Raw genomic sequence first — 23,663 nt, forward strand, 5'->3', positions numbered from 1 at the left:
GTTCGAGCGGTTAGATCAGCTCACTACTTCGATCTCGTAGAGATCGACCTTCTGGAAGAGGTCGACCTTGACGTTCGAGACCTTCTCGGAGTAACCGAACACGTTCTGGCCGACGCGCAGCGGGATCACCGGCATGTCCTTGGCGAGGATGTCCTCGGCCTGCTGCCACTTCGCGATCGACTCCTCCGGAGTCTTCGCCGCCGAACCCTCCTTGACCAGGTTGTCGAAGGCCGGGTTGCTGTAGCCGTAGTAGTTGGAGGAACCACCGGTCGCGTACAGCGGGCCGAGGTAGTTCTCCATCAGCGGGTAGTCCATGATCCAGCCGAGGCGGATCAGGCCGACCGGCTGCTTCTTCTCGACCTTGGTCAGCAGGTCGGCGAACTTGGGCTCACCCACGCCGGTGCAGTTGACGCCCAGCGAGGCCTTGATCTGGTTGCACGTCGCGTCGACCCACGCCTTGTGCGGGCCATCGGCGTTGTACGTGATCTTCAGCTCGGACGGGCCACCGGCCGCGTCGTAGAGCTTCTTGGCCTCGGTCGGGTTGTACTCACAGTTCGCGCCACAGGTGTTCTCGCGGTAACCCGCGACCACCGGGGAGACGAACGAGGTGGCCGGGGTCTGCGAGCCCAGGAAGACCTGGTCGGTGATCTCCTGGCGGTTGATCGCCATCGAGATCGCGCGACGCACGTCGACGTTCTGGAACTCCTTCAGGAACGTCGGGAAACCGACGAACTGGAAGACCGAGTTCGGGCTCTTCTGGAAGCGGTCACCCAGGTCGGCCGAGGCCTTCGCGAGGCTCTCGATCGGAATCTGGGTCTGCACGTCCAGGTTGCCGGCGACCAGGTCGGCGTACGCCGCCGACTGCTCCTGGTAGATCTTGTAGGTGATGCCGTCGACCTTCGGCACCTGACCCTTGAAGTCGGCGACCTTCTCGACGACGACCTGCGAGTCGTGCTCCCACTTGCCCTTCAACTTGAAGGGGCCGTTGCCGATGATGGCCTCTTCGAATCCCTCGGCGAGCACGCCGTCGGAGGAGAAGGCGGCCTTCGGCAGCGGGTAGAAGACGGTGTAGCCGAGCAGCGACGCGAAGGACGCGAACGGCGCCGACAGCTTGATGGTGAACGTGCTGTCGTCGACAACCGCGAGACCCGTCAGCTTCTTGGCCTTGGGCTCGGGAGCCTTCTTCGGGCCTTCCTCACCGTCCGGGTCCTCGGACTGCAGGGCCTCGAAGCCGTCGATCCGCGAGAAGAAGTACGAGCCACCATTGCCGTTCGGGCCGTAAGCGCCCTGGTTCCAGGCGTCGACGTAGTTCTGAGCGACGACCGGCTCGCCGTTGTGGAAGGTGAAGCCGGGCTTCAGCTTCACGGTCCAGGTGGTGTTCGTAGCGTCCGGCGTGATCGACTCAGCGGCGACCGGAACAGGCTTGTTCTCGGCGTCGAAGTCGACGAGCGGGTAGAACAGCGAGGCGAGCACCTCCGCACCGTTCGACTCCGTCGTGTTCGCCGGAATCAGGTGCTGAGGCTCAGTGATCGCGATCGACACAGTATTTGAAGTAGCGGACGCGTCATCGGACCCGCCACTACCGCAACCGGCGGCCAACAAGGCGATGGCGGTCGCACCGACCGCCATCTTCCATGGGCTTTTCCCAGGCATGGGAGTGCCTCCTTCAGGGGCGCTCACGAGGGGTTGTGTGAGTAGCTGCCACTGTGACACAGGGGCACGGAAACCGATGAGCGCCGTTATCAAGCCGATATTAGCCGTTTACGTCCCGACGCAGACGCAAAGATCGTTCTTTCGGCCAATCTGACCGGCCTGAGCTGCGGGTACTCCAGCGCGTGCCCCTTCAGCCACTTATTGCAGCCGAACGTACCACCTGGGAAGTCGCTTGACGGATCCCTAGACCAACCTGCGGTCAGCCGCCCACCGTGACAGCTCGTAGCGGTTGCTCATCTGGAGCTTGCGCAGGACGTTGGAGACGTGCGTCTCGACTGTCTTGATCGAGATGAACAGCTCCTTCGCGATCTCCTTGTACGCATAACCCCGCGCCAGCAGCCGCAGCACCTCGCGCTCGCGGTTGGTGAGCTGGTCGAGCTCCGGGTCGGCGACCGGCACGTCCGGCCGGGAGGCGAAGGCGTCGAGCACGAAGCCGGCGAGCCGCGGGCTGAACACCGCGTCGCCGTCGGCCACCCGGCGCACGGCGGCGGCCAGCTCGTCCGGGGAGATCGTCTTCGTCACGTACCCACGGGCGCCGGCCCGGATCAGGCCGATCACGTCCTCCGCGGCGTCCGAGACGGAGAGCGCCAGGAAGAGGACCTGTGGATGGCTGCGCCGGATCGACTCCAGCACCGCACGGCCACCGCCGTCCGGCATGTGCACGTCGAGCAGGACCACGTCGGGCTGCACCGAGGAGATCCGGCTGATCGCCTCCGCGACGCTGCTCGCCTCACCCACGACGTCGACGTGCGCGCCGAGTTCGGCGCGGACCCCGGCGCGGAACATCGCGTGGTCGTCGACCAGGAAGACGGTGAGCCGTCGAGGCTCCACATCCGGAACGGGCTCGGTCATCGTGCTGTCTCCTTACCGGCGGTCACGCTCTCCCATTGCGAGACGGGGAGCATGAGGCGAACTTCGGTGCCGTCGCCGGGAGCGCTGCGGATCTCGGCACGCCCACCATGGCGTTGCATCCGCCCGATGATCGAGCCTCGGACGCCGTGCCGGGTCTCCGCCACGCCGCCGATCTCGAAGCCCGCGCCGCGATCCCGGACGAAGACACTCAACTCATCCTCCTCCACCTCGGCATAGAGCGAAACCGTCTGCACCCCCGCGTGCCGGGCGGCGTTGACGAGGGCCTCGCGGGCCGCGGCGACGAGCGCGGCGACCCGCTCGTCGCTCTGCGTGTCGCCCACCACGACGGTCTCCACGGTGATCGCGTAGGTGTCCTCCACCTCGGCGGCGACCTGCTCCAGCGCGGCGGCGAAACGCTCGGTCGGCGAGCCGGTGGGCCGGTACAGCCAGTTGCGGAGGCTGCGCTCCTGCCCGCGAGCGAGTCGCTGCACCTCCTTGATGTCGGTGGAGTTGCGCTGGATCAGCGCGAGCGTGTGCAGGACCTGGTCGTGGATCATCGCCGCCAGCTCGGCCCGCTCCTGCTCCCGGATCCGGCCCTCGCGCTCGGCCCGCAACTGGCCGAACGTGCGCCAGACCAGCGGTGCCACCACGACGCCGACACCGAGCAGCCCGACGAAGGCGAAGATCACACCGTTGAAGACGGCGGAGAGTGACTCGCTCGGCGCGTAGACCGCGACCACACCGATGATCCCGACCGCGACGAGGATGCCGCCGCCGATGAAGCGAAAGAGAAACGAACGCCGATCGTTCTCGGACACGAACGCGGCGAACCACGGGGCCGCGGCGAGGTTGCTGTCGGCGCCCTGGTCACGCCGGCTCGGGTCGGACTGGTGCCAGATCACGCCGGCGCCGACCGCGATGACCGCGATCATCCAGCCGGCGGTGGTGGCCACCTGGTCGTCGAAGACCAGAGCCTGCAACAGGATCACGCCGAGACCGATGGCGGCGAAGGGCATCAGCGCGGCGAAGTCGCGGCGGGGAGCCTCCTTCTCGTCGCCGCTCACCTCCTGCGGCAGCACCGCCCAGTAGCCGGCGTAGAGAAGAAGGCCCAGCGCGTTGAAGCCGAGCAGGACGACGAGAGCGATGCGCACCGCCAGGACCGGCACGCCGAGATGGCGGGCCAGACCGACGGCGACGCCCGCAACGATGCGGTGGTCGCGCGGCCGGTACAACCGGCGCGGCTCAGTTTCAGCGGTGGTAGTGATCGCGGTCCCCTTTCCTGCCCTTCGATCGTCACACTTCCCGCCGCGCCGGGCCACGGGGTTCTCCCCCCGGAATCGGGGCCAGGATCTCAGGGTGGGCTCAGGGTCGCCGCCGGAAGCGGCTCGGGTGGTACGACCAGCACGATCGAAGCATGAACGACGAAGCTGCCGAATCCCGCGGGCCTTCCACGCCGGATGCCGGTCCCCAGGGCGGGCCGGCACCGTCTCCCGATCCAGCCCCTGCCGGGTCCGACGACCCGCGGCAGGCGACCGGCGCCGACACGCCGGGCCCCATCAGCACCCCGGGCCCCACCGGCACCTCGGGCCCCACGCCCGGCCCGGCAGACATGCCGGGCCCCACGCCGGGCCCCACGCCGGGCCCCACGCCCGGCCCGACCGGCACGCCGCCACCCGGGCCCGGTGGATACCCCCCGAACACGCCGCCGTGGCTCGCCTCGGCCGGCGCCGCCTTCGCCCGCCAGCGGCTGGTGCGCCCCCGCAACGGCCGCTACGTGGCAGGAGTCTGCGGCGCGCTGGCCCGGGCCACCAACACCGACCCGGTGCTCTGGCGGGTCCTGCTGGCCGTCCTCGGCCTGCTCGGCGGCACCGGCGTGCTGCTCTACCTGATCGGCTGGCTGATCATCCCGTCCGAGGGTGACACCGCCTCGCCGATCGAGTCGCTGCTCGGCAAGGGGCAGTCCGGGATGCAGCCGGTCTCGGTGGTCCTGCTCGGCGGCGCCGCGCTGCTGACCTTCGCCTTCATCGTCAACAGCGGGGCACGGGCCAGCATGCTCGCCGCCGCCGTGATTCTCGGCGCCTTCCTGCTGATCAAGCGGGGTGGTGTGCCCGGCCGGGACAGCGCCGGGTTCCCGGCGGCAGCGCCGCCTGCACCGCCCTTCACGCCTCCCACGCCCGGCACCGAGGAGCCGACCATGGCCTTCACCGCGCCGCCGGCCGCAACCCCCGCTGGCGCAGCCGCACCGTCAGCTGCCGCACCTTCAGCAGCCGCACCGCCCTCGGACCCGCTGATCCCGCCGCCTCCGCCGCGTTACGAGCCGCCGACCAGCGGATTCCGCCCGCCGTTCGCGCCGCACGGCCCGTTCGCCAGTTCGGCCGGCCCCGCCGCACCGCAGCCGCCGGCGCCCAAGCCCCCGAAGGCTCCTAAGCCGCCGAAGGAGCGCTCGGTCCTGGGCCGACTGACCTTCTTCGCGGTCGTGGTCGTGATGGGTGTGCTGGCGGTGCTCGACATGGCCGGTGTGAACGTCGCGGTCTCCGTCTACTTCGCCGCGGCCCTGGTCACCGTCGCGTCCGGCCTGATCGTCGGCACCTGGTTCGGCCGTGCCCGCGGCCTCATCGCGCTGGCCCTTCTGATCACGTTCGGCCTGGCCGTCTCGACGGGTGTGGAGCGCTTCGGCCAGGACTTCACGCCGAGCGTCTACCGTCCCGCCAGCCTCGCCGAGGTGCCGGACCGGTACGACTTCACCTTCGGCAACGTCACGCTGGACCTGCGCCAGGTCGACTTCTCCCAGAAGGAGCAGACCACCGCGGTCACCATGAAGCTGGGTCAGCTCCGTGTGCTGCTGCCCCCGGAGGTGGACGTCACCGCCGAGGCACGCGTCGACGGCGGCCGTGCCGTGCTCTTCGATGAGCAGTTCTCCGACCCCGGCGGCCTCCTGCAGGTCACCAACCAGGGCACGGACGGCGCCGGCGGCGGAACCCTACTGCTCGACCTCCAGATGGAGGCCGGAAACCTGGAGGTGGCCCGATGAAGCCGCACCGCATGGACGCCGTCTCGCTCAGCTTCGGCCTGCTCTTCCTGGCGGTCACGTTCTGGTGGGCGATCTCCCGGGTGGTCACGCTGCACCTGCCGGCCGTGGGTTGGGTGGTCGCGGGCGGCCTGATCTTCTTCGGGATGATCGGTCTGCTCGGAGCGATCCGTTCCGGTCGCCGCGAGGTGCCCGCCCCGGTCATGGCCGAGGCCCGCATCGAGACCCCCGGCGACCTGCCCCCGGAGATGCACGCCTCGATCGTCCAGGAACTGCTCGACGACCCGGCGACCCGCTTCACCAAGGACAACCCGGAGAGCGAATCGCACCGCCCCCGGCGGGACTGAACGTGTGCCAAGCCCCGCCCGCAGGTCGGCGACCTGTGGGCGGGGCAATATGCTCGCTGAATGACCCCGTATCCCGCCGTGTCCACCACGCCCGTACCCGGCGTGGGTGCCCGGGCCGCCCGCGCCCTGACCGCCGAGTTCGCCCGGCAGAACGCGGCAACGTCCGCGCTGCTCGTCGGTGCCGACCACGCCTCCACCGTGGTGGCGGCCGCCGTCGAGGCGCTGCTGCCCGGCGACACCCTGACCCTCGTTCCCGGCGAGCACAGCAGCACCGACGTGCTGCGCGGTCACATCGCCGGCCTGGGCAGCTGGGTCGCCGACCGGGTGAAGGTCGTCGAGTCGCTCGACGAGGCGCAGCCCGCCGACGTGGTGATCGTCGGTGAGCCGCTCACCGGGACCGCCGACGAGACCCGCACCCACCTGGACCGGCTCGGTAAGTACCTCGCCGACGGAGCGGTGCTCTCGGTCGCCGTCCCGGCAGCTCCCGGCCGTACCGGTGGCGCCGCGGCGGAGCTGTTCCGGCAGAGCGCGCTGTTCGGCGTCGGCTCCGACCTGGTGGTCCGCAACCAGCCGCCGCTGCGGGTGCACAAGCTGCGCTTCAGCCCCGCCGACGTGGCGACCGCCGCGACCCTCGCCCCGGCGTACCGGCCGTCGAGCGTCCCGGTCACCCGCACCATGCACATCGACTCCAACGGCGTCGCCGCGGCCGGCATCGCGCTCGGCCTGGCCGCTCTCGCCCGCCGGGCCCGGCCGAAGTCCAAGCTCTGGCTGCTGCCCGCCATCGCCGCTGCTCCGGTCGCCGCGTTCTTCCGCGACCCGCAGCGCGACGTGCCGAGCGACGCGTCCGCCGTGGTCGCCTCCGCCGACGGCAAGGTCCTGTCGGTCGAGCGGATGCACGACGAGCGCTTCGGCCCCGGCGAGTTCCTGCGCATCGCCGTGTTCCTGTCCGTTTTTGACGTGCACGTCAACCGCTCGCCGGTGGCCGGCCGCGTCGCCGACTACTTCGTCGAGGAGGGCGGCTACGCGAACGCGATGACGGCCGCGGCGGAGCACAACGTGGCTGCCTACACCGTGCTCGACACCGACCAGGGCACCGTCGTGGTGGCACAGCGCACCGGCCTGATCGCGCGTCGCATCGTGCAGCGCACGCCGGTGGGCACGCTCCTCGCGAAGGGCGAGCGCTTCGGCCTGATCCGCTTCGGCTCCCGCACCGACATCTACCTACCCGCCGACAGGGCCGAAGCCGCGGTCACCGTGAGTGAGCGCGTCGTCGGCGGATCCACGGTCATCGCCCGCTGGAAGAACTAAACGGCCGTCGATTACCGCAAGACAAGATCAAGATCATTTCATCGTACGAGACACGAAGAGTTCCCTGGCTACGCCGCGATCTCGCTGCCTGGTCACGGCCGTCCAAGCGACCGCCGGGCTGAAGCGGGTGGCAAACACCGTGAAGTTCGGGTGCGTACCGCACCCGAACTTCACACCCCCCACGCGGTCGGGCGAACGCGTGCTTGGAAAAGCCGAAAGGCCGTCTCCCGGAGGAGGCGGCCTTTCGCGTTGTCTGTTCCGGATCAGGCGCGCTTGGCGCGCATCCAGAGGATCGGACCGCTGACCAGGTAGGTCGCGACGATCATCACGAAGGTCATCTCGGGCTGGAGCAGAGCGCCGACCACCGGCAGCAGGAACAGCCACGGCGGCAGCCTCAGCAGGCGGGCGAGTTTCGCGTACGGGAAGCTGGAAACCATCGCGAAGGCCAGCAGGGTCACTCCGCCGAGCAGGGCCATGCCCGGCAGCGGCAGCCCGATCAGCACGGTCAGCGCCAGCACCGCGGCGGTCATCGTGGTGGGCACGCCGCAGAAGAAGCGGCCGTCCTTGGGTGACACGTTGAACCGGGCCAGCCGGATCGCGGCACAGCCGGCCACCAGGGCACAGGCGATGGCGGCGGCCGCCGGCGGGACCGAGTCGACAAGTGAGGCGTAGACCACGACGGGCGTGGCGAGACCGAAAGAGCACATGTCGGCGAGCGAGTCCATCTGGGCGCCGAACGGGCTCGAGACGCCGAGCTTGCGCGCCAGTGCGCCGTCCAGACCGTCGAAGATCACACAGGCGACCAGGAAGGCGGCGGCGATCTGCGGCTGCCCGTCCATGGCGAGGAAGATCGCCATCAGGCCCAGGGCGAGGCTGGCCAGCGTGCACGCGTTGACCAGGGCGAAGCTGATACGGCGGGACATCGTGTGCTCACCGGGAAGCAGGGGGATCGGGCCCGGAACCGTCTCGCTGTCGGTGACCGGGACCTCCATGGGGATTCCCGGTGCGGGGATCATCAGGGTCCGCGCCGGTTCCGGCCCGGTGTAGAGCACTTCAGCCCGGGTGGCGGTCGCAGCCCGTCCGGTCTTCTCGGCGGAGCGGCGGCCCACCCGAACCAACAGGGCTTGCCGGGCGATAGTTCCGCCGCGGCGGAGCCGGCCTGCCCAACGACGTCCGGCGGGACGGGGACTATCAGTCGTTCGACGCCGGCGCCAAGGGGTTCTCGGCACGTGCTTCCTCCATGGAGTTCGTGTGTTCCGCCGGTCACTGTCAAGATTCCGGCGAAATAGCGGGTTACACCATCGCACAGCCGGACGGCCTTGGCGAGAGGGCGAACGATCCTGGAGTGCAACAACGAGAGCCGACGGTTTCATCCACCGCGTGATCGTTGGACGCTCACTCAGCCTTCCGGATACCGATTTTAGCCCGTACGGCCCAACGCTTCTCGGGACAGCTCGGTGAGTGGCAGGTTTACGAGCTCCTCCGGGCGGAACCAGACGGCCTCAGCGGTCGACCCGCCGGCCGCCTCGGTGACCGCCGCGACGGTCGGCTGATCGACTCTGACCTGGTACAACGCGCGGATCACGTGCCAGTCGAGGGGTACGCCCTCGGGACCCATCGCGGCCGGATCGTACCGGTGGCCGACGCCGAGAAGTCCGACGATTCGGCCCCGCTGGGACGTCTCCTCGTAGAGTTCGCGGTCCAGGGCACGCTCGGGGGTCTCGCCGAAGTCGGTGCCCCCGCCGGGGAGGTGCCACTGCCCGCCACCTGGGTATCCGTCCGAGATCCGGGTCAGCAGGACCCGGCCGGTCGGGTCGGTGGCCAGCGCGTAGGCGCCGAAGCGCTGCACCCGCCCGGGCGGCCGCTCGATCTCGCCGCTCGGCACACCGGCGGTCGGATCACCCGGGTCGAACCGGACACCGAGGACGCGGGCCGTGAAAGGGAGCAGCGGACGCGCCGCGACCTGTGCCGGTTCGGCCCATTCGGCCAGGTCAGTGGTGCCGGAGACCTCGGGGCGCAGCGTGCCGCCGACGGGCTCGACGTCGTACACGATCCGGTCGGTGTGCTCGATCGAGCCGTCGGGCAGCCGGGCGAGATCGGCCAGCACGGCCCGCAGGCCGCTGATCCGCACGTCGAGGCCGGTCTCCTCGGCGAACTCCCGGACGACAGCGCCGTCCGGGTGCTCACCGTGATCAATACCACCACCGGGAAGTGACCAGACTCCGGGGAAGGCACTGGCGTCCGATCCCCGGGTCAGCAGCACCGGGCCGTCGGCGGTGCGGCACACGCCGTACGCCGCAGCCCTTCTCCTGATCTTCACTCGCCCAGGTTAGTCCCGGCTAGATCAGTCGCGCCGCTCGAAGGGCGTCGGCGGTGACCTCGGTCAACCGGTCGGCGGCGAGTTCGGCGACCTCCTTGAGCGGCATCCACCTCGCGTCGTCGGTCGATCCGCCCACGTCGTGGATGGTCACCTCGGTCGGCTTGTCCACGACCACCCGGTAGAAGGCACGCACCCCGTGCCAGTCGATCGGATATCCCTCGGGGCCGAGCGAGGCGGCGTCCCGGTGACTCGCGACGCCGAGCAGCTCGACCAGCCGGCCCTCCTGCCCGGTCTCCTCGACCAGCTCGCGGATCAGCGCATTGCCCGGCTGTTCGCCGTAGTCGGTGCCGCCGCCCGGCAGGTGCCAGCAGCCGGCGCCGGGATAGCCGGGCGAGATCCGGGTCAGAAGCAGGTTCTCGTACGGGTCGGTGGCGATCGCGTACGCCGCGAACCGCTGCGCCCGGTGCAAACCGTCCGGTCCCCGGTACGCGTAGAAGGAGGGGAAGTCCGGCGCCTCTTCAGGCCGCAGGTCGGCGGAGGCGGCCGGCAGCCCGAGTGCGGCCGCGGTGAACGGGCGGAGCCGCAGGCCCTGGGCCTCCTCGAGGGTGTGCCAGCGGGCCAGGTCGGTGGGATGACCGACCCTGTCGATCAGGTTGCCACCGCGGATCGACACCGAGTAGATGAGCCGGTCGGTGTGGATGGTGACGCCTCGGTGCGGCAGCGAGCGCATGTCGGCGAGCACGTCACGCAGCCCGGAGACGGCGACGGAGAGGCCAGTCTCCGCCGCGGTCTCGCGGACGACGGTGTGGTTCGGGTCTTCGCCGTGGTCGACGGCGCCTCCGGGCAGCGACCAGACGCCGGGTGTACCGGACTTGGCCGAGGCCCGGACCAGAAGAACGCGGCCGGCGTCGTCGTGCGCGACGGCGTAGGCGGCGATCCTGCGGAGCGGTTCCAGTGCGGGGGTCACGGGCGGCATTCTGCCCGGATTATGTTACCTCTCCAGAACTTTTGTCGGGTTCCTGACAGTGGGATAGCGGTGAGTAACCGCAGCTCAGGGCGATTTTGCCCGCCCTGAGCTATAGATCCACTACTGACGGTTACTCCCACTCGATGGTGCCCGGAGGCTTGCTCGTGACGTCCAGAACCACCCTGTTGATCTCCCGGACCTCGTTGGTGATCCGGTTCGAGATCCTGGCGATCAGGTCGTACGGCAGGCGGGACCAGTCGGCGGTCATCGCGTCCTCGCTGGAGACCGGCCGCAGCACCACCGGGTGCCCGTAGGTCCGGCCGTCGCCCTGGACGCCGACGCTGCGCACATCGGCGAGCAGCACCACCGGGAACTGCCAGACGTCACGGTCCAGGCCGGCCGCGGTGAGCTCCTCGCGGGCGATCAGGTCGGCTTGACGCAGGATGTCCAGCCGGTCCCGGTCGACCGCGCCGATGATCCGGATCGCCAGGCCGGGGCCGGGGAACGGGTGCCGCTGCACCATCGCTTCGGGCAGGCCGAGCTCGGCGCCGAGCGCGCGGACCTCGTCCTTGAACAGCGTGCGCAGCGGCTCGATCAGCGCGAACTGCAGGTCGTCGGGGAGACCGCCGACGTTGTGGTGCGACTTGATGTTCGCCGTACCGGTGCCGCCGCCGGACTCCACCACGTCCGGGTAGAGGGTGCCCTGCACCAGGAACTCGATGTGCCGTTCGGCGTCGAGCTTGCGGGCGGTCGCCTCGAACGTCCGGATGAACTCCCGGCCGATGATCTTCCGCTTCTGCTCCGGGTCGATGACGCCGGAGAGGAAGCCGAGGAACTGCTCCTCGGCGTCGACCACCACGAGCCGGATGCCGGTGGCCGCGACGTAGTCCTTCTCGACCTGCTCGGCCTCACCGGAGCGCAGCAGGCCGTGGTCGACGAAGACGCAGGTGAGCTGGTCACCGATGGCCTTGTGGACCAGGGCCGCGGCGACCGCCGAGTCGACACCGCCGGAGAGTGCGCACAGGACCTGCTTGTCGCCGACCTGCTCGCGGATCGCGGCGACCTGGTCCTCGATGATGTTGCCGGGGGTCCAGGTGGGCTCGATGCCGGCGATGTCGTACAGGAAGCGCTTGAGCATCTCCTGGCCCTGCTCGGTGTGCGCCACCTCGGGGTGGAACTGCACACCGGCACGCTTGGTGGTGAGGTCCTCGAAGGCGGCGACCGGGGCGCCGGGGGTGGAGGCGGTGACCGCGAAACCCTCCGGAGCGACCGCGACGCTGTCACCGTGGCTCATCCAGACCGGCAGGTCGGCGGGGAGGTCGCGCAGCAGGGTGCCGCCCTGGGCGGCGAGCAGCGTCCGGCCGTACTCCCGGGAGCCGGTGTGTGCCACCGTGCCGCCGAGTGCCTGGGCCATCGCCTGGAAGCCGTAGCAGATGCCGAAGACCGGAACGTCGTTGTCGAAGAGACCGGCGTCGAGCACGGGCGCACCCGGCTCGTAGACGCTTGACGGTCCTCCGGACAGGATGATCGCCGCGGGATCTTTCGCCAGCATCTCGGCCACCGGCATCGAGTGCGGAACGATTTCGGAGTAGACACGGGCCTCACGGACCCGGCGGGCGATCAACTGGGCGTACTGGGCGCCGAAGTCGACGACGAGAACGGGACGCGGGGTACTCACCCGGCGAGTTTACCGGCGGCTCTTCACGCCGGAGACGACGAGGGGCCGGTCCTCACGGACCGGCCCCTCGTGACAGCACAGCGTCAGGCTCGGTAATAGGTACGCGTAGTCAGGTAGCGGACGTTGCCCGCTTTGTCGTACACCCTGATCCTGACCTTCATGGTCTTCTTCTGTTTGGCCACCTTGAAGGAGAGCTTGTAACCCGCCTTCGTGTCGGTGGCCACCACCTTGCCGTTCACCAGCAACTGCACCTTGCTGATCCCGGACTTGTCGGAGGCCTTGACGGAGACGTTGACGGTCCCCTTGACCCGGGCCTTGTTCTTCGGCGCCTTGGTGATCGTCGCGGCCGGCAGGACGTTGTCCATGACCAGCGTGCGGACACCGGTCCAGCGGAAGTTGCCGGCCTTGTCGATGATCTTCATCTGCACCTTGACGGCGCCGTTGCGGCCCCTGGTGTACAGCTTCGGGCCCCACGGGTAGGTGTAGTCCCAGCTGTGCCACTTGCCGTCGACGTAGAGGTCGATGGCGCGGATCGAGGACCAGTCGTCCTTCAGGCCGGTCGGGGTGATCGTGACGTTGCCGCGCACCTTGGCGTTCTGCGCCGGGCTGATGCCGGTCGCGGTCGGTGCCACGGTGTCGGTGCCCTTGGTCAGCGCCGCGCTCGCGTCGACGACGCCCTTCTCCACCCAGCTGACCTTGCGGGCCGAGGCACGGATCGAGTTGCCGATGCTCCAGCCGCTGTACCGCGGGTTCTTCGACGCGACCAGGGCCGCGACGCCGGCGACGAGCGGAGCCGCGAACGACGTGCCCTGCACCTCGTACTCGCCGTAGTAGCTGTCCCAGCAGGTGGCAGTGTTGCCGTCCCAGCAGTAGGCGCCGTTGTTGCGCATGCCGGCGGTGATGCCGGGCGCCGCGACGTCCACCCAGCTGCCGTAGCTGGAGAAGCTCGCCCGGGCGGTGCCGCCGCTACGGGTGTCGGTGGCACCGACGGCCAGCACGTCGCCGTACGCCGCCGGGTACTGCTTAGCGGTGTTGCCCTCGTTGCCGGCGGCCACCACGACGAGCGCGCCACGACCGGCCGCGTAGGCGACCGCGTCCTGGAGGATCGGCGACGGCTCCGGACTGCCCAGCGACAGGTTGATGATCTTCGCGCCCTCCCGGGCGGCGTAGATGATGCCCTCGGCGATGTCGCTGTACCAGCCGCTGCCGTCCGAGCCGAGCGCCTTGACCGGGAGGATCTCGCACTCGGCGCAGACGCCGGCGATGCCGGTGCCGTTGTCCTGCGAGGCGGCGATCAGGGACGCGACCACCGTGCCGTGCGGGAAGTCACCGTCGTCGGCCGGGTCGAAGTCGTTGTTGGCGAAGTCGTAGCCGGGCAGGACCCGGCCGGCCAGGTCACCGACAGCCGACACACCGGTGTCGACGACTGCCACCTTCACCGAACCGCCGCGGGTGGTGTCCCAGGCCGTCGGCACCTTGATCTGGGCGAGCTCCGGCTGGTTGCCGGCCGTGAAGATCGGGTCGTTCGGCGCGTAGTCGTACGCCTTCGCCTTCGGGTCGACCTGCACGTAGGCGACGTCCGGGTCCCGCCGCAGAGCCGAGATCGCGGCCGAGGCGCGGCTCTTCGGGATCTCCAGCGACTTGGCACCCACCTCGGCGAGCAGGCCGCGGGAGAGCTGCCGGCCACGGGCGTCGGCTCCGGCCAGGCCCAGGGCGCGCAGGCTGGTCAGGTCGATCGCGGCGTCGGCACCGGCCTTGAGACCGACGATGAGCCGGACCGGCTGCGCGGAGGCCGAGGGGGTCGAGGCCGCGTCCGCGACGCCGAACGCTCCCAGGCCCGCGGCGAGGCTGGCGGCGACCGTACCTACGATGACCCGCCGGTGAGCGGACTTCATACGCTACAGACCTCCCCGTAGCGACGGTCGCGTATCGACGCGTCGCCGGGCTAGCGTACTGGCGATCTTGTATTTGGCAATCCCTGTTCCATTGAACGAGATGTACATCGGCATTGAGCAGTACACGGATCTCCTCTACGGTTCCGGTATGCGGAACAGCAAGATCACTTGGGCGGTGATCGCCGGTGCCATCGTGGCGTTGCTCGCCGGCGTCGGCGTGGCGATCGCGATGAACAGGGGATCCACCGAGCCCGCCGCCGCACCGGCCGGCTCGGCCGCGGCCTCCGGCGCTCCCGCCCCCTCGGCATCCGCCTCGCCGTCGCCCTCCCCCGGCGCGGACATCAAGGGCCCGCTCGACCTGATCCTGATCGGCGTCGACACCCGGGTGTCCATTCCGGACTGGGAGCCGCACGCCGACACGATCATGCTGTTGCACGTCGAGCCCGGCCTGGAGTCGGCGTACCTCTACTCGCTTCCCCGCGACCTGCGGGTCGAGATGCCCGCCTACAAGAAGGCCGGCTTCGGTGGCGGGCGTCACAAGATCACTGAGGCGATGAGCCGCGGATCGCGGATCCCGGGTTCCGGCAAGCACAGCGTCGAGCAGGGGTACGAGCTGCTCACGAAGACGCTCAGCGCGTACACCGGCATCAAGACCTTCCAGGGCGGCGCGATCCTCAACTTCGGCGGCCTGTCGAAGCTGGTCGACCAGCTCGGCGGCATCGACATGACGATCGACCAGAAGGTCAAGTCGCGGCACCGCAAGCCGGACGGCTCGATGCGCCCGCTCGCCTCCGGCGGCGGCGACTACGTCGGACCGCAGAAGGTCTACAACCCGGGCGAGCAGCGGCTCAGCGGCTGGGAGGCGATCGACTACGCCCGCCAGCGGTACGGCCTGCCCAACGGCGACTACGACCGGACCCGGCACCAGCGGCAACTGGTCCAGGCGATCTTCGCGAAGGGGCTGTCGCAGGGCCTCAGCGACCCGGACAAGCTGGGTGGCGTGATCAACGCGCTCGGCGAGACCCTGATCTACGTGGGCGGGCGTACCCCGTTCGAGTACGCGTACGCCCTTCGTGACCTCACCCCCGAGAAGATCACCAAGGTGAGCCTGCCCGGTGCCGGCGTCGGCCGCGGCGGCGGTTACCTGGGAGAACAGCTCAAGAGCGAGGGCACCGGCTTCATCAAGGCGGTCGCCAAGAACAGGGCCGCGGCCTACCTCGCACAGCACCCCAAGCTGGTCGACAAGGGCTAGACGTAATCTCGGTCCCATGACGCGACGGGGTGCCGGTCCGCTGGCCGTGGTGATGTTGATCGCCGGTTGCTCGGCAACCCCGGACCCCGGGCCGGGCCCGTCCGAGAGCCCGACCCGGATACCGGCATTCAAGCCCGGCGCCGACGGTGCCGGCGATCCGTACTTCCCCAAGTACGGCAACGGCGGCTACGACGTGGCCGGTTACGACCTGGACCTGCGGTACGAGCCGGGCAGTGGCCGGCTCAGCGGCACCGCCACCATCACGGCGACCGCCACCCAGGACCTGTCCCGGTTCAACTTCGACCTGGCTCACCTCACCGCGAGCAAGGTCACTGTGGACGGTGCGGACGCCACGAGCGCGGCCCAGGGCAACGAGCTGGTGGTCACCCCGGCGGCCGGCATACCCACCGGGCGCGGGTTCACCGTCGTGGTCACCTACGCGGGGGTGCCGGGCCAGCTGGAGAACAAGACGCTGGGCGAGGGCGGATGGATGCGCACCGCCGGTGGTGCCATCGCGCTCGGCCAGCCGGAGTCCGCCAGCACCTGGTACCCGGTCAACGACCACCCGTCCGACAAGGCCACCTTCAAGCTGGCGATGACCGTTCCGGACGGTGTCGAGGCGATCAGCAACGGGGTGCCCGGCGATCGCGCGACGGCGGACGGCTGGACCACCTGGCGGTGGGCCGAGGACTCACCGATGGCGAGCTACCTCTCCACCGTCGTGATCGGGCAGTACCGGATCACCACCGGGACCCACGGCGGGAAACCGATGATCACGGCGATCCCCGACTCGCTGCCGGCGAACGGACCCGCCGCCCGGTCCCTCGCCCGCACCGGGGAGATCACCGACTTCCTGGCCACACAGTTCGGGCCGTACCCGTTCGGCACCAACGGTGGTGTGGTGGTCGACGAGGAGAAGATCCGGTACGCGCTGGAGACGCAGTCCCGGCCGGTCTACGGCAACACGTTCTTCGCGGCCGGCGTCAACCCGGGCGTGGTGGCGCACGAACTGGCGCACCAGTGGTTCGGTGACAGCGTGGCGCTGAGCCGCTGGCAGGACATCTGGCTCAACGAGGGCTTCGCGACGTACGCCGAATGGCTCTGGTCCGAAGAGGATGGTGAGGACTCCGCGCAGGAGATCTTCGAGCTGACGTACAAGGCGTTCGACTGGAGCGAGCCGCCCGGCGCGCCCGGAGCGAACCGGATCTTCGGCAGCGCTGTCTACCAGCGGGGCGGGATGACGGTGCACGCGCTGCGCCGCACCATCGGCGACGAGGCGTTCGTCAAGCTGGTGAAGTCGTGGACCAGCGAGCACCGGGACGGCAACGTGACCACCGAGCAGTTCATCGAGGCCGCGGAGTCCGCCTCAGGCAAGAACCTCGACGCCTTCTTCCAGAACTGGCTCTACGGAACCGAGCGACCGCCGGCTCCGTAACGGGACACCCGCCCCTCTCCGAGCTCAGTCAACGGGAATTCGCTAAACGCCGCTGGCGCGGAGGCAGGTGATTTCCCGCCACTCGCAAACCCCGCGAGCGTCGGGAAATCACTTGCCTCCGCGCCAGCTTCAAAGGCGTTTTGCCGCGGAGCGAAGCGGAGCCAGCAAGCTATCGGTCCAGGACCAGGCCGACTTTTTGGAATTCCTTGACGTCGCGGTAGCCGCACTTGGCCATCGCCCGGCGCAGGCCGCCGAAGAGGTTGAGCTGGCCGTCCGGGCGATCGGCCGGGCCGTACAGCACCTCCTCCAGCGAGCCGTCGGGCTCGCCGGCGATGCAGAAGCCGCCACGCGGCAGGTCCGGGTGGCTGGCCGCGGAATGCCACCACGCGCCGCCGGCCGGTGCGCCCTCGGCGAGCGAGAGGGGCTCGCCGAGCATGACCGCGTCGGCGCCGCAGCCGATGGCCTTGGCGATGTCACCGGAGGTGGCGATGCCGCCGTCGGCGATCAGGTGCACGTAACGGCCGCCGGTCTCGTCCAGGTAGTCGCGGCGGGCGGCCGCGGCGTCGGCGATCGCGGTGGCCATCGGCACCCGGATGCCGAGGACGGTGTCCGTGGTGGACCACTCGTCGGCGCCGACACCGACGATGACGCCGGCCGCACCGGTCCGCATCAGGTGCAGGGCCGTCTTGTAGTCGGTGCAGCCGCCGACGATGACCGGCAGGTCGAGGTCGGCGATGAACTCCTTGAGGTTGAGCGGCTCGTCCGTCGTGGAGACGTGCTCCGCCGACACCAGCGTGCCCTGAATGACCAGCAGGTCCACACCGGCGTCGAGGACGACCGGGGCGAGCGCCAGGGTGTGCTGCGGCGACACCCGGACGGCCACGGTCACGCCACCGGCACGGATCTGGCGGACCCGCTCACCGATCAGCTCCGGCTTGATCGGTTCCGAGTACACCTCCTGGAGCCGCTTGGTGGCGTCGGCGTCCTCTTCGAGCGAGGCCAGCTCTTCGAGGATCTTGGTCGGGTCCTCGTACCGGGTCCAGAGGCCCTCGGCGTTGAGTATTCCCAGGCCGCCGAGGCGGCCCAGGGCGATCGCCGAGTCGGGACTCATGGTGGCGTCAGACGGGTGCGCGGCGCAGGGGATCTTGAAGGGGTACGCGTCGAGCCGCCACTCGGTCGACACGTCGTCCACGTCGCGGGTACGACGGCTCGGGACGATCGCGATGTCATCCAGGTGGTAACCACGCTGAGCGGTCTTGCCGAGGCCGATCTCCACGACGTCACGCATGATGAGGCCTTAAGTCTTTCTGCGAGGCTTAACGGGAGTGGTAGTTGGGAGCTTCGACGGTCATCTGAATGTCGTGCGGGTGGCTCTCCTTGAGCCCGGCCGCGGTGATCCGGATGAGCTGTCCCCGCTCCTGAAGGTCCGAGATGGTCTCGGCGCCGACATATCCCATGGCCGCGCGCAGGCCACCGATCAGCTGGTGCGCCACCCGGGACAGAGGGCCACGGTACGGCACCTGGCCCTCGACACCCTCGGGAACCAGCTTGTCCTCGTTGACGTCCTGCTGGAAGTAGCGGTCCTTGGAGTAGGACTTGGCCTGACCGCGGGACTGCATGGCGCCGAGCGAACCCATGCCGCGGTACGACTTGTACTGCTTGCCGTTGATGAAGATCAGCTCGCCCGGGCTCTCCTCCGAGCCGGCCAGCAGGCTGCCGAGCATCACCGAGTTCGCACCGGCCACGATGGCCTTGGCGATGTCGCCGCTGTACTGGATGCCACCGTCACCGATCACCGGGACACCGGCCGGGCGGCAGGCGCGGGACGCCTCCATGATCGCTGTTATCTGCGGCACGCCCACGCCGGCCACCACGCGGGTGGTGCAGATGGCGCCCGGTCCGACACCGACCTTCACCGCGTCAGCGCCGGCCTCGACGAGAGCCTTGGCTCCGGCATACGTCGCGATGTTGCCGCCCACGATGTCGATCGTGGTGTCCTTCTTCAGCCGGGCCACCATCTCGAGCACGGCCCGCTGGTGTCCGTGCGCGGTGTCCACGATGACCACGTCGACACCCGCGTCGACGAGCTCGCGGGCCCGCTTGTACGAGTCGTCGCCGACGCCGACCGCCGCCGCCACCCGGAGCCGGCCCTGCGGGTCCTTCGCCGCGTTCGGGTACTGCTCGCTCTTGGTGAAGTCCTTGACCGTGATCAGGCCGCGCAGGTGACCGCCGTCGTCGACCAGCGGCAGCTTCTCCACCTTGTGCCGGCGCAGCAGCTCGAGCGCGCCGTCCTTGCTCACTCCGACCGGCGCCGTGATCAGCGGCGCTTTCGTCATCACGTCGCGGACCTTGACGTCGTGGTCGCTGACGAACCGCATGTCCCGGTTGGTCACGATGCCGACCAGCACGCCGTCGGCGTCCACCACCGGGGCGCCGGAGATCCGGTACCGCCCGCAGAGGGCGTCCACCTGGCGCAGGGTGTCGTCGGGGCTACAGGTGACCGGGTTGGTGATCATGCCGGACTCGGACCGCTTCACCAGGTCGACCTGGGCCGCCTGGTCCTCCACCGAGAGGTTGCGGTGCAGCACGCCGATACCGCCCTGGCGTGCCATGGCGATCGCCATGCGTGCCTCGGTCACGGTGTCCATACCCGCGGAGAGCAGCGGGATGGAGAGCTCGACGTTGCGCGTCAGGCGCGTCACGGTGTTGACCCGGCTGGGCACCACGTCCGACTCACCGGGCTGCAGCAGCACGTCGTCGAAGGTCAGACCGAGAGGAACAGTGCGGGCGCTGTCAGTTTCCACAAATTATCCCTAGACAAGAGGCGGAGTCCATCATCCTACCCATCCCGGACTGGGCACCCAGGCGGCGGACAGAACGTGCGGGCCAGCACACCCGGGGGCGGGGTGAGTAGGGTATGAGGGTGCAAGATGAGCCGATCGACCCGTTCAACGGCGACCCGACGGATCCCGCCGCCGGACTCGACGACCTCAGCGAGGACGCCGAGGCGGAGGCGCTGACCGAGGAAGAGCGCCAGGACGTCATGGAGGACCTCTCCGACCTGGAGATCTACCAGGCACTGTTGAGCCCGACGGGTATTCGCGGGCTGGTCATCGAGTGCGAGGACTGTCACGAGCCGCACTACTTCGACTGGGACCTGCTCCGGGGCAACCTGCGCCACCTGTTGAGCAGCGGGCGCCCGCGGGTGCACGAGCCGGCCTACGACCCGGACCCCGACCACTACGTCACCTGGGAATACGCGCGGGGTTACGCCGACGGCGTCCACGACACCCTGACCGAGGGCACCGACGACAACGAGTGAGCCCCCGGCACACGCCTGACGAGCACGCCCCGGGCGAGTAGACCGACGAGGAGGCAGGCGCTTCTCCTCCACCCGCAGAGCCTACGGGCGTCGAAGATCACCTGCCTCCTCATCGGCGGCGTTGAAGATCAGCCTGGTCAGGCCACCAATCCGGCTCGAAAACCGGCGGCGACCGCGTGGGCGCGGTCCCGGGCTCCGAGCTTGCGGAACAGGCGCCGGGCGTGGGTCTTGACCGTGTCCTCGGACACGAACAGTTCCCGGCCGATCTCCGCGTTGCTCTTGCCGTCGGCCATTCCGCGAAGCACCTGCAACTCCCGCTCGGTGAGCGTGAGCCGCCGCCCGGCGGGGGCCGCCTCGCCCATGCCGACCCCGGCCTCGTTGCCGGGCCACGCCACCATCGGCCGGCCAGTCGCCGGGTCGATCGGGGCGTCACCACGCTGGGCCGGGACCATCGGTGAGTTCGGCAGCATCGCCGGCACCGCGGCCGCGTTCGGGACACCCATGCCGGGACCGTTGTGGTACTGACCACGGGCCGCCGGCGAGTTGTTGTTCCGGGCGCCGCCGGCCACCGTGGCCGGCTGCGCGTTGGCACCGTTGATCGGCATGCCCTGCGGGCGTACCGGCAACAGCAACAGCAGCAACGCCTTGGCGACGACGCTGACCAGGTCGTGCTCGACGCCGCGGATGACACCCCGGGCACCGGCGGCGACAGCCGCCGCCGCGACCCGTGGGTCCTCAGCTCCGAAGAGCACTACTTGTGCCTGCGGCGCGCGGGCCAGTACGCGCCGGGTGAACCCGACGCTGTCGGGTCGGGTCACGGCGGTGTCGGCCAGGACGACTTCGGCAGGCCGTTCCGCCAGTCGGATCATGGCCTCGGTCTCGCTGACCGCAGTCCGGACGACGCCGGTCATGCCGAGCCGGGCGGCGGTGGACGCTACGGTCTGGGCCGCCAGCGGGGTTCGGACGCACACGAGGACGGTACGCACAGTGATCCTCCTTCTCTCTCAGAGGAGATCACGCGAGGGCCGCAGCATTACGCGCTTTAGATGGAAAAAACGGGAAAGAAAGGTATGACTTGCCACCCCTTTGCCATACCGCTCACGAAGACATCGACATGGTGCGTGTGAGCCGGCTTGAGCCGGGGTACACCCGCCAAAGGCCTGAGCCAGGCTCCTCACGACGAACACTCCGCGGTGCCGCGCGGGAGGAGGGTGTTGATGTCGAACGTTCGCAGGTTGCCCGGTCCCATTGCTGATCTCTGGGACTGGCAGCGACTCGGACTGTGCCGGGGCCGGGACAGTGCACAGTTCTTCCACCCCGACGGCGAGCGCGGGTCGTCCCGCAATCGCCGCGAGGCCAAGGCCAAGACGATGTGCGGTGCCTGCCCGGTTCGGGCGGAGTGCGCCGCGCACGCCCTGGCGGTCCGCGAGCCCTACGGTGTCTGGGGAGGTTTCAGCGAATCGGAGCGGCTGCGGCTGCTCGCGGTCGGCTGGGAGGACCTCGCCGATCGTCACGGACGGGTCGACCTTGCCCGGCTCGAGGCACGCCTCGGCCGGCCCCACAAGACGGCAGTGCCCGCACAGCGACAGGCACCGGCGGCCTGACGTCGTCCGGAGCGCGGCATCACCACACGGCTGGCGACACGGTCCTCGCGGGAGGGCCGTGTCGAGTGATTCAGCGGTTCTTCAACCGCATCGGTGGACATGCAACCCACCGTATGAGCGACTTGCGTTTCCGAGTCGGACCGAAAGTGCGGCTTCCCACTAGTCGATGTCGACGGTGACGGCGTGCCAGCCGGTCGCCCCGTCCGGGTCCGGCGCCGCCCGATCGGCGGTCTGTGTCACCCCATCGAGATCGGTCGCACGTACCCGTAAGGTGTGTCGTCCGGCGGAAGCGGGCCAGGTCAGGCTCCACTGCCGCCAGGTGTCCGAGGAAACCGCCGGAGCGAGAGCGGCCTCCTGCCACGGACCGTCGTCCACCTGCACCTCGACCTTGGCGATCCCGCGATGTTGCGCCCAGGCGACACCGGCCACCGTTACCGGCCCGGCTCGCCGGGAGGCGCCTTTGCGCGGAGTGTCTATTCGTGACTGGGTTTTCACCGGCGCCAGAGCCGACCAGCCCCGAGGCACCCAGTACGCATCGAAGTCAGCGAATCGCGTCAGCTCGATCTCGGTGATCCACTTACACGCGGACACGTATCCATACAGTCCGGGAACGATCATTCGCACCGGAAACCCGTGCGCAACCGGCAGCGGCTCACCGTTCATACCCACCGCCAGCAGCGCATCCCGCCCGTCACGCAGCACCGACGTCGGCGCACCACACGTCCAGCCGTCCACCGACCGCTGCACCACCTGATCCGCACCTGGCAGCGGATCCGCCTCGTCCAGCAGGTCCTTGATCGGCGTACCCAGCCACAGCGCGTTTCCGATCAGATCACCGCCAACCTCGTTCGACACGCAGGCCAGCGTCACGTACCTCTCCACCATCGGCCTGCGCAGCACGTCGTCCCAGGTCAGAGTGATCGGATTGCGCACCATGCCATGGATCCGCAGCTCCCATTCCGCCGGATCGACCTGCGGCGAGACCAGCGTGGTGTCGATCCGGTAGAACTCGCTGTTCGGCGTCACATAGGGCACCGCCCCGGACACCTGCGCCCCCGCGGGCACCACGGGCGGCGGTCCGGCGGCGACCGGCAGCGCCACAGCCTGCCGCGCCGCGTCCACCGCGCGCCGCGACGTCAGCATCCGGCCCACGACCCCACCGGCCGCGGCAACCGCGGCCACGATCCCCAGATCCCGGAGAAATCGCCGCCGGCTCCCTTCGCCGTACGCGTCACGCGCTCCGGCGTTCTCCTCCGCCGGCCCGGGCTCGGCCGTTTCCCACCCCCTCCTGAGGTGGCTGAGCACCAGCACCGCGAGAACCGCCCCGATCAGCGACGGCAGCACAGCGGCGGGCCCGGCCCCGGCACGCGTGATCGCGGCGCCCGCGCCGACGGCGCCGAACAGCCCGATCCCGATGATCGCCAACGGCCACCGGTGACGGGCCAGCACACCCACCGCCCAGGCATAACCGGCCAGCAGCACCCCGGTGCCGACCAGCAGCGCGGTCTTGTCGTGCACCCCGAAGACCTGAATGCCGAAGTCCTTGACCGGCGCGGGCACGTGGTCGACCACCACGCCACCGACCGCGACCAGCGGAGCTGACAGCGCCCCGGTCAGGACGGCGACCAGCTCGGCCGCACCGATCGCGACCGCTGCCGCCGCCACGCCGGAAAGCCCGGCACGAATGGATGCCCTCACCCCACCATCCTGCTCCTGACAACCCGGCACCGCACCCACCGCGATCTTGTGGAACTGTTACGGATCCGGAGCGAGGACCCGGCCCATCGGCCGCCGTTCGCGACCTTATGGAAGGACGCGGCCCGGCGGCCGCAGTTCGCGACCTTGTGGACCTGTGGGGCAGCGCTCCCCCACAACTCCCCAAGATCGCGGAAGGCGGCGGGCGGCGGGCGGCGGGCGGCGGGCGGCCGGCGGCCGGGCGGCA

At 69.6% G+C, this 23,663-nt stretch carries 19 protein-coding genes; 7 read left to right on the forward strand and 12 right to left on the reverse strand.

The features are described from left to right. Positions 1-15: 15 nt before the first annotated feature. The 3 genes from ACFQV6_RS39740 to ACFQV6_RS39750 all read right to left on the reverse strand — a co-directional run bounded on the left by ACFQV6_RS39740 (position 16) and on the right by ACFQV6_RS39750 (position 3,797). Positions 16-1,653, reverse strand: coding sequence for an ABC transporter substrate-binding protein (locus ACFQV6_RS39740; RefSeq protein WP_378032888.1), 1,638 nt, complete (start codon positions 1,651-1,653; stop codon positions 16-18). Between the two features lie 243 nt (positions 1,654-1,896). Then, positions 1,897-2,565 (reverse strand): response regulator, encoded by a 669-nt coding sequence (locus tag ACFQV6_RS39745; protein ID WP_378032889.1) that lies wholly within the window; start codon positions 2,563-2,565, stop codon positions 1,897-1,899. Then, positions 2,562-3,797: a PspC domain-containing protein gene (locus ACFQV6_RS39750; protein ID WP_378032890.1), complete on the reverse strand. Its 1,236-nt coding sequence runs from the start codon at positions 3,795-3,797 to the stop codon at positions 2,562-2,564. Before ACFQV6_RS39750 ends, ACFQV6_RS39745 begins: the two co-directional genes overlap by 4 nt. A gap of 377 nt (positions 3,798-4,174) precedes the next feature. Between ACFQV6_RS39750 and ACFQV6_RS39755 the strand changes: the two genes are divergently transcribed. The 3 genes from ACFQV6_RS39755 to ACFQV6_RS39765 are packed head-to-tail and all read left to right on the forward strand — an operon-like array spanning position 4,175 to position 7,248. Beyond that, the gene (locus ACFQV6_RS39755; protein WP_378032903.1) at positions 4,175-5,596 is read left to right on the forward strand and encodes a PspC domain-containing protein; all 1,422 of its coding nucleotides are present in this window, start codon (positions 4,175-4,177) and stop codon (positions 5,594-5,596) included. Then, complete coding sequence (locus ACFQV6_RS39760; protein WP_378032891.1) at positions 5,593-5,940, forward strand: hypothetical protein; 348 nt, start codon at positions 5,593-5,595, stop codon at positions 5,938-5,940. The genes ACFQV6_RS39755 and ACFQV6_RS39760 overlap by 4 nt, the downstream gene beginning before the upstream one ends. 60 nt (positions 5,941-6,000) lie before the next feature. Next, complete coding sequence (locus ACFQV6_RS39765) at positions 6,001-7,248, forward strand: phosphatidylserine decarboxylase (RefSeq protein ID WP_378032892.1); 1,248 nt, start codon at positions 6,001-6,003, stop codon at positions 7,246-7,248. Between the two features lie 263 nt (positions 7,249-7,511). Here ACFQV6_RS39765 and ACFQV6_RS39770 read toward each other — a convergent pair whose 3' ends face one another. The 5 genes from ACFQV6_RS39770 to ACFQV6_RS39790 all read right to left on the reverse strand — a co-directional run bounded on the left by ACFQV6_RS39770 (position 7,512) and on the right by ACFQV6_RS39790 (position 14,108). Further along, positions 7,512-8,357, reverse strand: a complete 846-nt coding sequence (locus ACFQV6_RS39770) for a CDP-alcohol phosphatidyltransferase family protein (protein WP_378032893.1) — start codon at positions 8,355-8,357, stop codon at positions 7,512-7,514. Positions 8,358-8,668: 311 nt separating this feature from the next. Continuing rightward, on the reverse strand, positions 8,669-9,568 hold the full coding sequence (locus ACFQV6_RS39775) for an NUDIX hydrolase (RefSeq protein WP_378032894.1): 900 nt from the start codon (positions 9,566-9,568) through the stop codon (positions 8,669-8,671). A 19-nt stretch (positions 9,569-9,587) separates the two neighbouring features. Next, positions 9,588-10,535, reverse strand: a complete 948-nt coding sequence (locus tag ACFQV6_RS39780) for an NUDIX hydrolase (protein WP_378032895.1) — start codon at positions 10,533-10,535, stop codon at positions 9,588-9,590. A 130-nt stretch (positions 10,536-10,665) separates the two neighbouring features. Next, the gene (guaA, locus tag ACFQV6_RS39785) at positions 10,666-12,213 is read right to left on the reverse strand and encodes a glutamine-hydrolyzing GMP synthase (protein WP_378032896.1); all 1,548 of its coding nucleotides are present in this window, start codon (positions 12,211-12,213) and stop codon (positions 10,666-10,668) included. An 83-nt stretch (positions 12,214-12,296) separates the two neighbouring features. After that, a complete protein-coding gene (locus ACFQV6_RS39790; protein ID WP_378032897.1) occupies positions 12,297-14,108 on the reverse strand; it encodes a S8 family serine peptidase in 1,812 nt (603 codons plus the stop codon). A gap of 148 nt (positions 14,109-14,256) precedes the next feature. On the opposite strand from ACFQV6_RS39790, the gene ACFQV6_RS39795 reads away from it, so the two are divergent. Both ACFQV6_RS39795 and ACFQV6_RS39800 read left to right on the forward strand, forming a co-directional pair. Beyond that, complete coding sequence (locus tag ACFQV6_RS39795) at positions 14,257-15,360, forward strand: LCP family protein (protein WP_378032904.1); 1,104 nt, start codon at positions 14,257-14,259, stop codon at positions 15,358-15,360. Between the two features lie 16 nt (positions 15,361-15,376). Beyond that, positions 15,377-16,795 carry a M1 family metallopeptidase gene (locus ACFQV6_RS39800; RefSeq protein WP_378032898.1) on the forward strand — a complete coding sequence of 473 codons (1,419 nt, stop codon included), beginning with the start codon at positions 15,377-15,379 and terminating at the stop codon, positions 16,793-16,795. A 169-nt stretch (positions 16,796-16,964) separates the two neighbouring features. On the opposite strand, the gene ACFQV6_RS39805 is transcribed toward ACFQV6_RS39800, so the two are convergent. Both ACFQV6_RS39805 and guaB read right to left on the reverse strand, forming a co-directional pair. Beyond that, positions 16,965-18,083: a GuaB3 family IMP dehydrogenase-related protein gene (locus ACFQV6_RS39805; protein ID WP_378032899.1), complete on the reverse strand. Its 1,119-nt coding sequence runs from the start codon at positions 18,081-18,083 to the stop codon at positions 16,965-16,967. A gap of 28 nt (positions 18,084-18,111) precedes the next feature. Continuing rightward, positions 18,112-19,599: an IMP dehydrogenase gene (gene guaB, locus ACFQV6_RS39810; protein ID WP_378032900.1), complete on the reverse strand. Its 1,488-nt coding sequence runs from the start codon at positions 19,597-19,599 to the stop codon at positions 18,112-18,114. Between the two features lie 119 nt (positions 19,600-19,718). Between guaB and ACFQV6_RS39815 the strand changes: the two genes are divergently transcribed. Next, positions 19,719-20,117 (forward strand): DUF5319 domain-containing protein, encoded by a 399-nt coding sequence (locus ACFQV6_RS39815; protein ID WP_378032905.1) that lies wholly within the window; start codon positions 19,719-19,721, stop codon positions 20,115-20,117. 137 nt (positions 20,118-20,254) lie between these two features. On the opposite strand, the gene ACFQV6_RS39820 is transcribed toward ACFQV6_RS39815, so the two are convergent. Then, a complete protein-coding gene (locus tag ACFQV6_RS39820) occupies positions 20,255-21,103 on the reverse strand; it encodes a response regulator transcription factor (protein WP_378032901.1) in 849 nt (282 codons plus the stop codon). 231 nt (positions 21,104-21,334) lie between these two features. On the opposite strand from ACFQV6_RS39820, the gene ACFQV6_RS39825 reads away from it, so the two are divergent. Further along, positions 21,335-21,721 carry a WhiB family transcriptional regulator gene (locus ACFQV6_RS39825; protein WP_360929624.1) on the forward strand — a complete coding sequence of 129 codons (387 nt, stop codon included), beginning with the start codon at positions 21,335-21,337 and terminating at the stop codon, positions 21,719-21,721. A gap of 159 nt (positions 21,722-21,880) precedes the next feature. On the opposite strand, the gene ACFQV6_RS39830 is transcribed toward ACFQV6_RS39825, so the two are convergent. Next, the gene (locus ACFQV6_RS39830) at positions 21,881-23,419 is read right to left on the reverse strand and encodes a molybdopterin-dependent oxidoreductase (RefSeq protein ID WP_378032902.1); all 1,539 of its coding nucleotides are present in this window, start codon (positions 23,417-23,419) and stop codon (positions 21,881-21,883) included. Positions 23,420-23,663 lie beyond the last annotated feature (244 nt).

The organism is Actinoplanes sp. GCM10030250 (assembly GCF_042666575.1).
Taxonomy (GTDB): Bacteria; Actinomycetota; Actinomycetes; order Mycobacteriales; family Micromonosporaceae; genus Actinoplanes.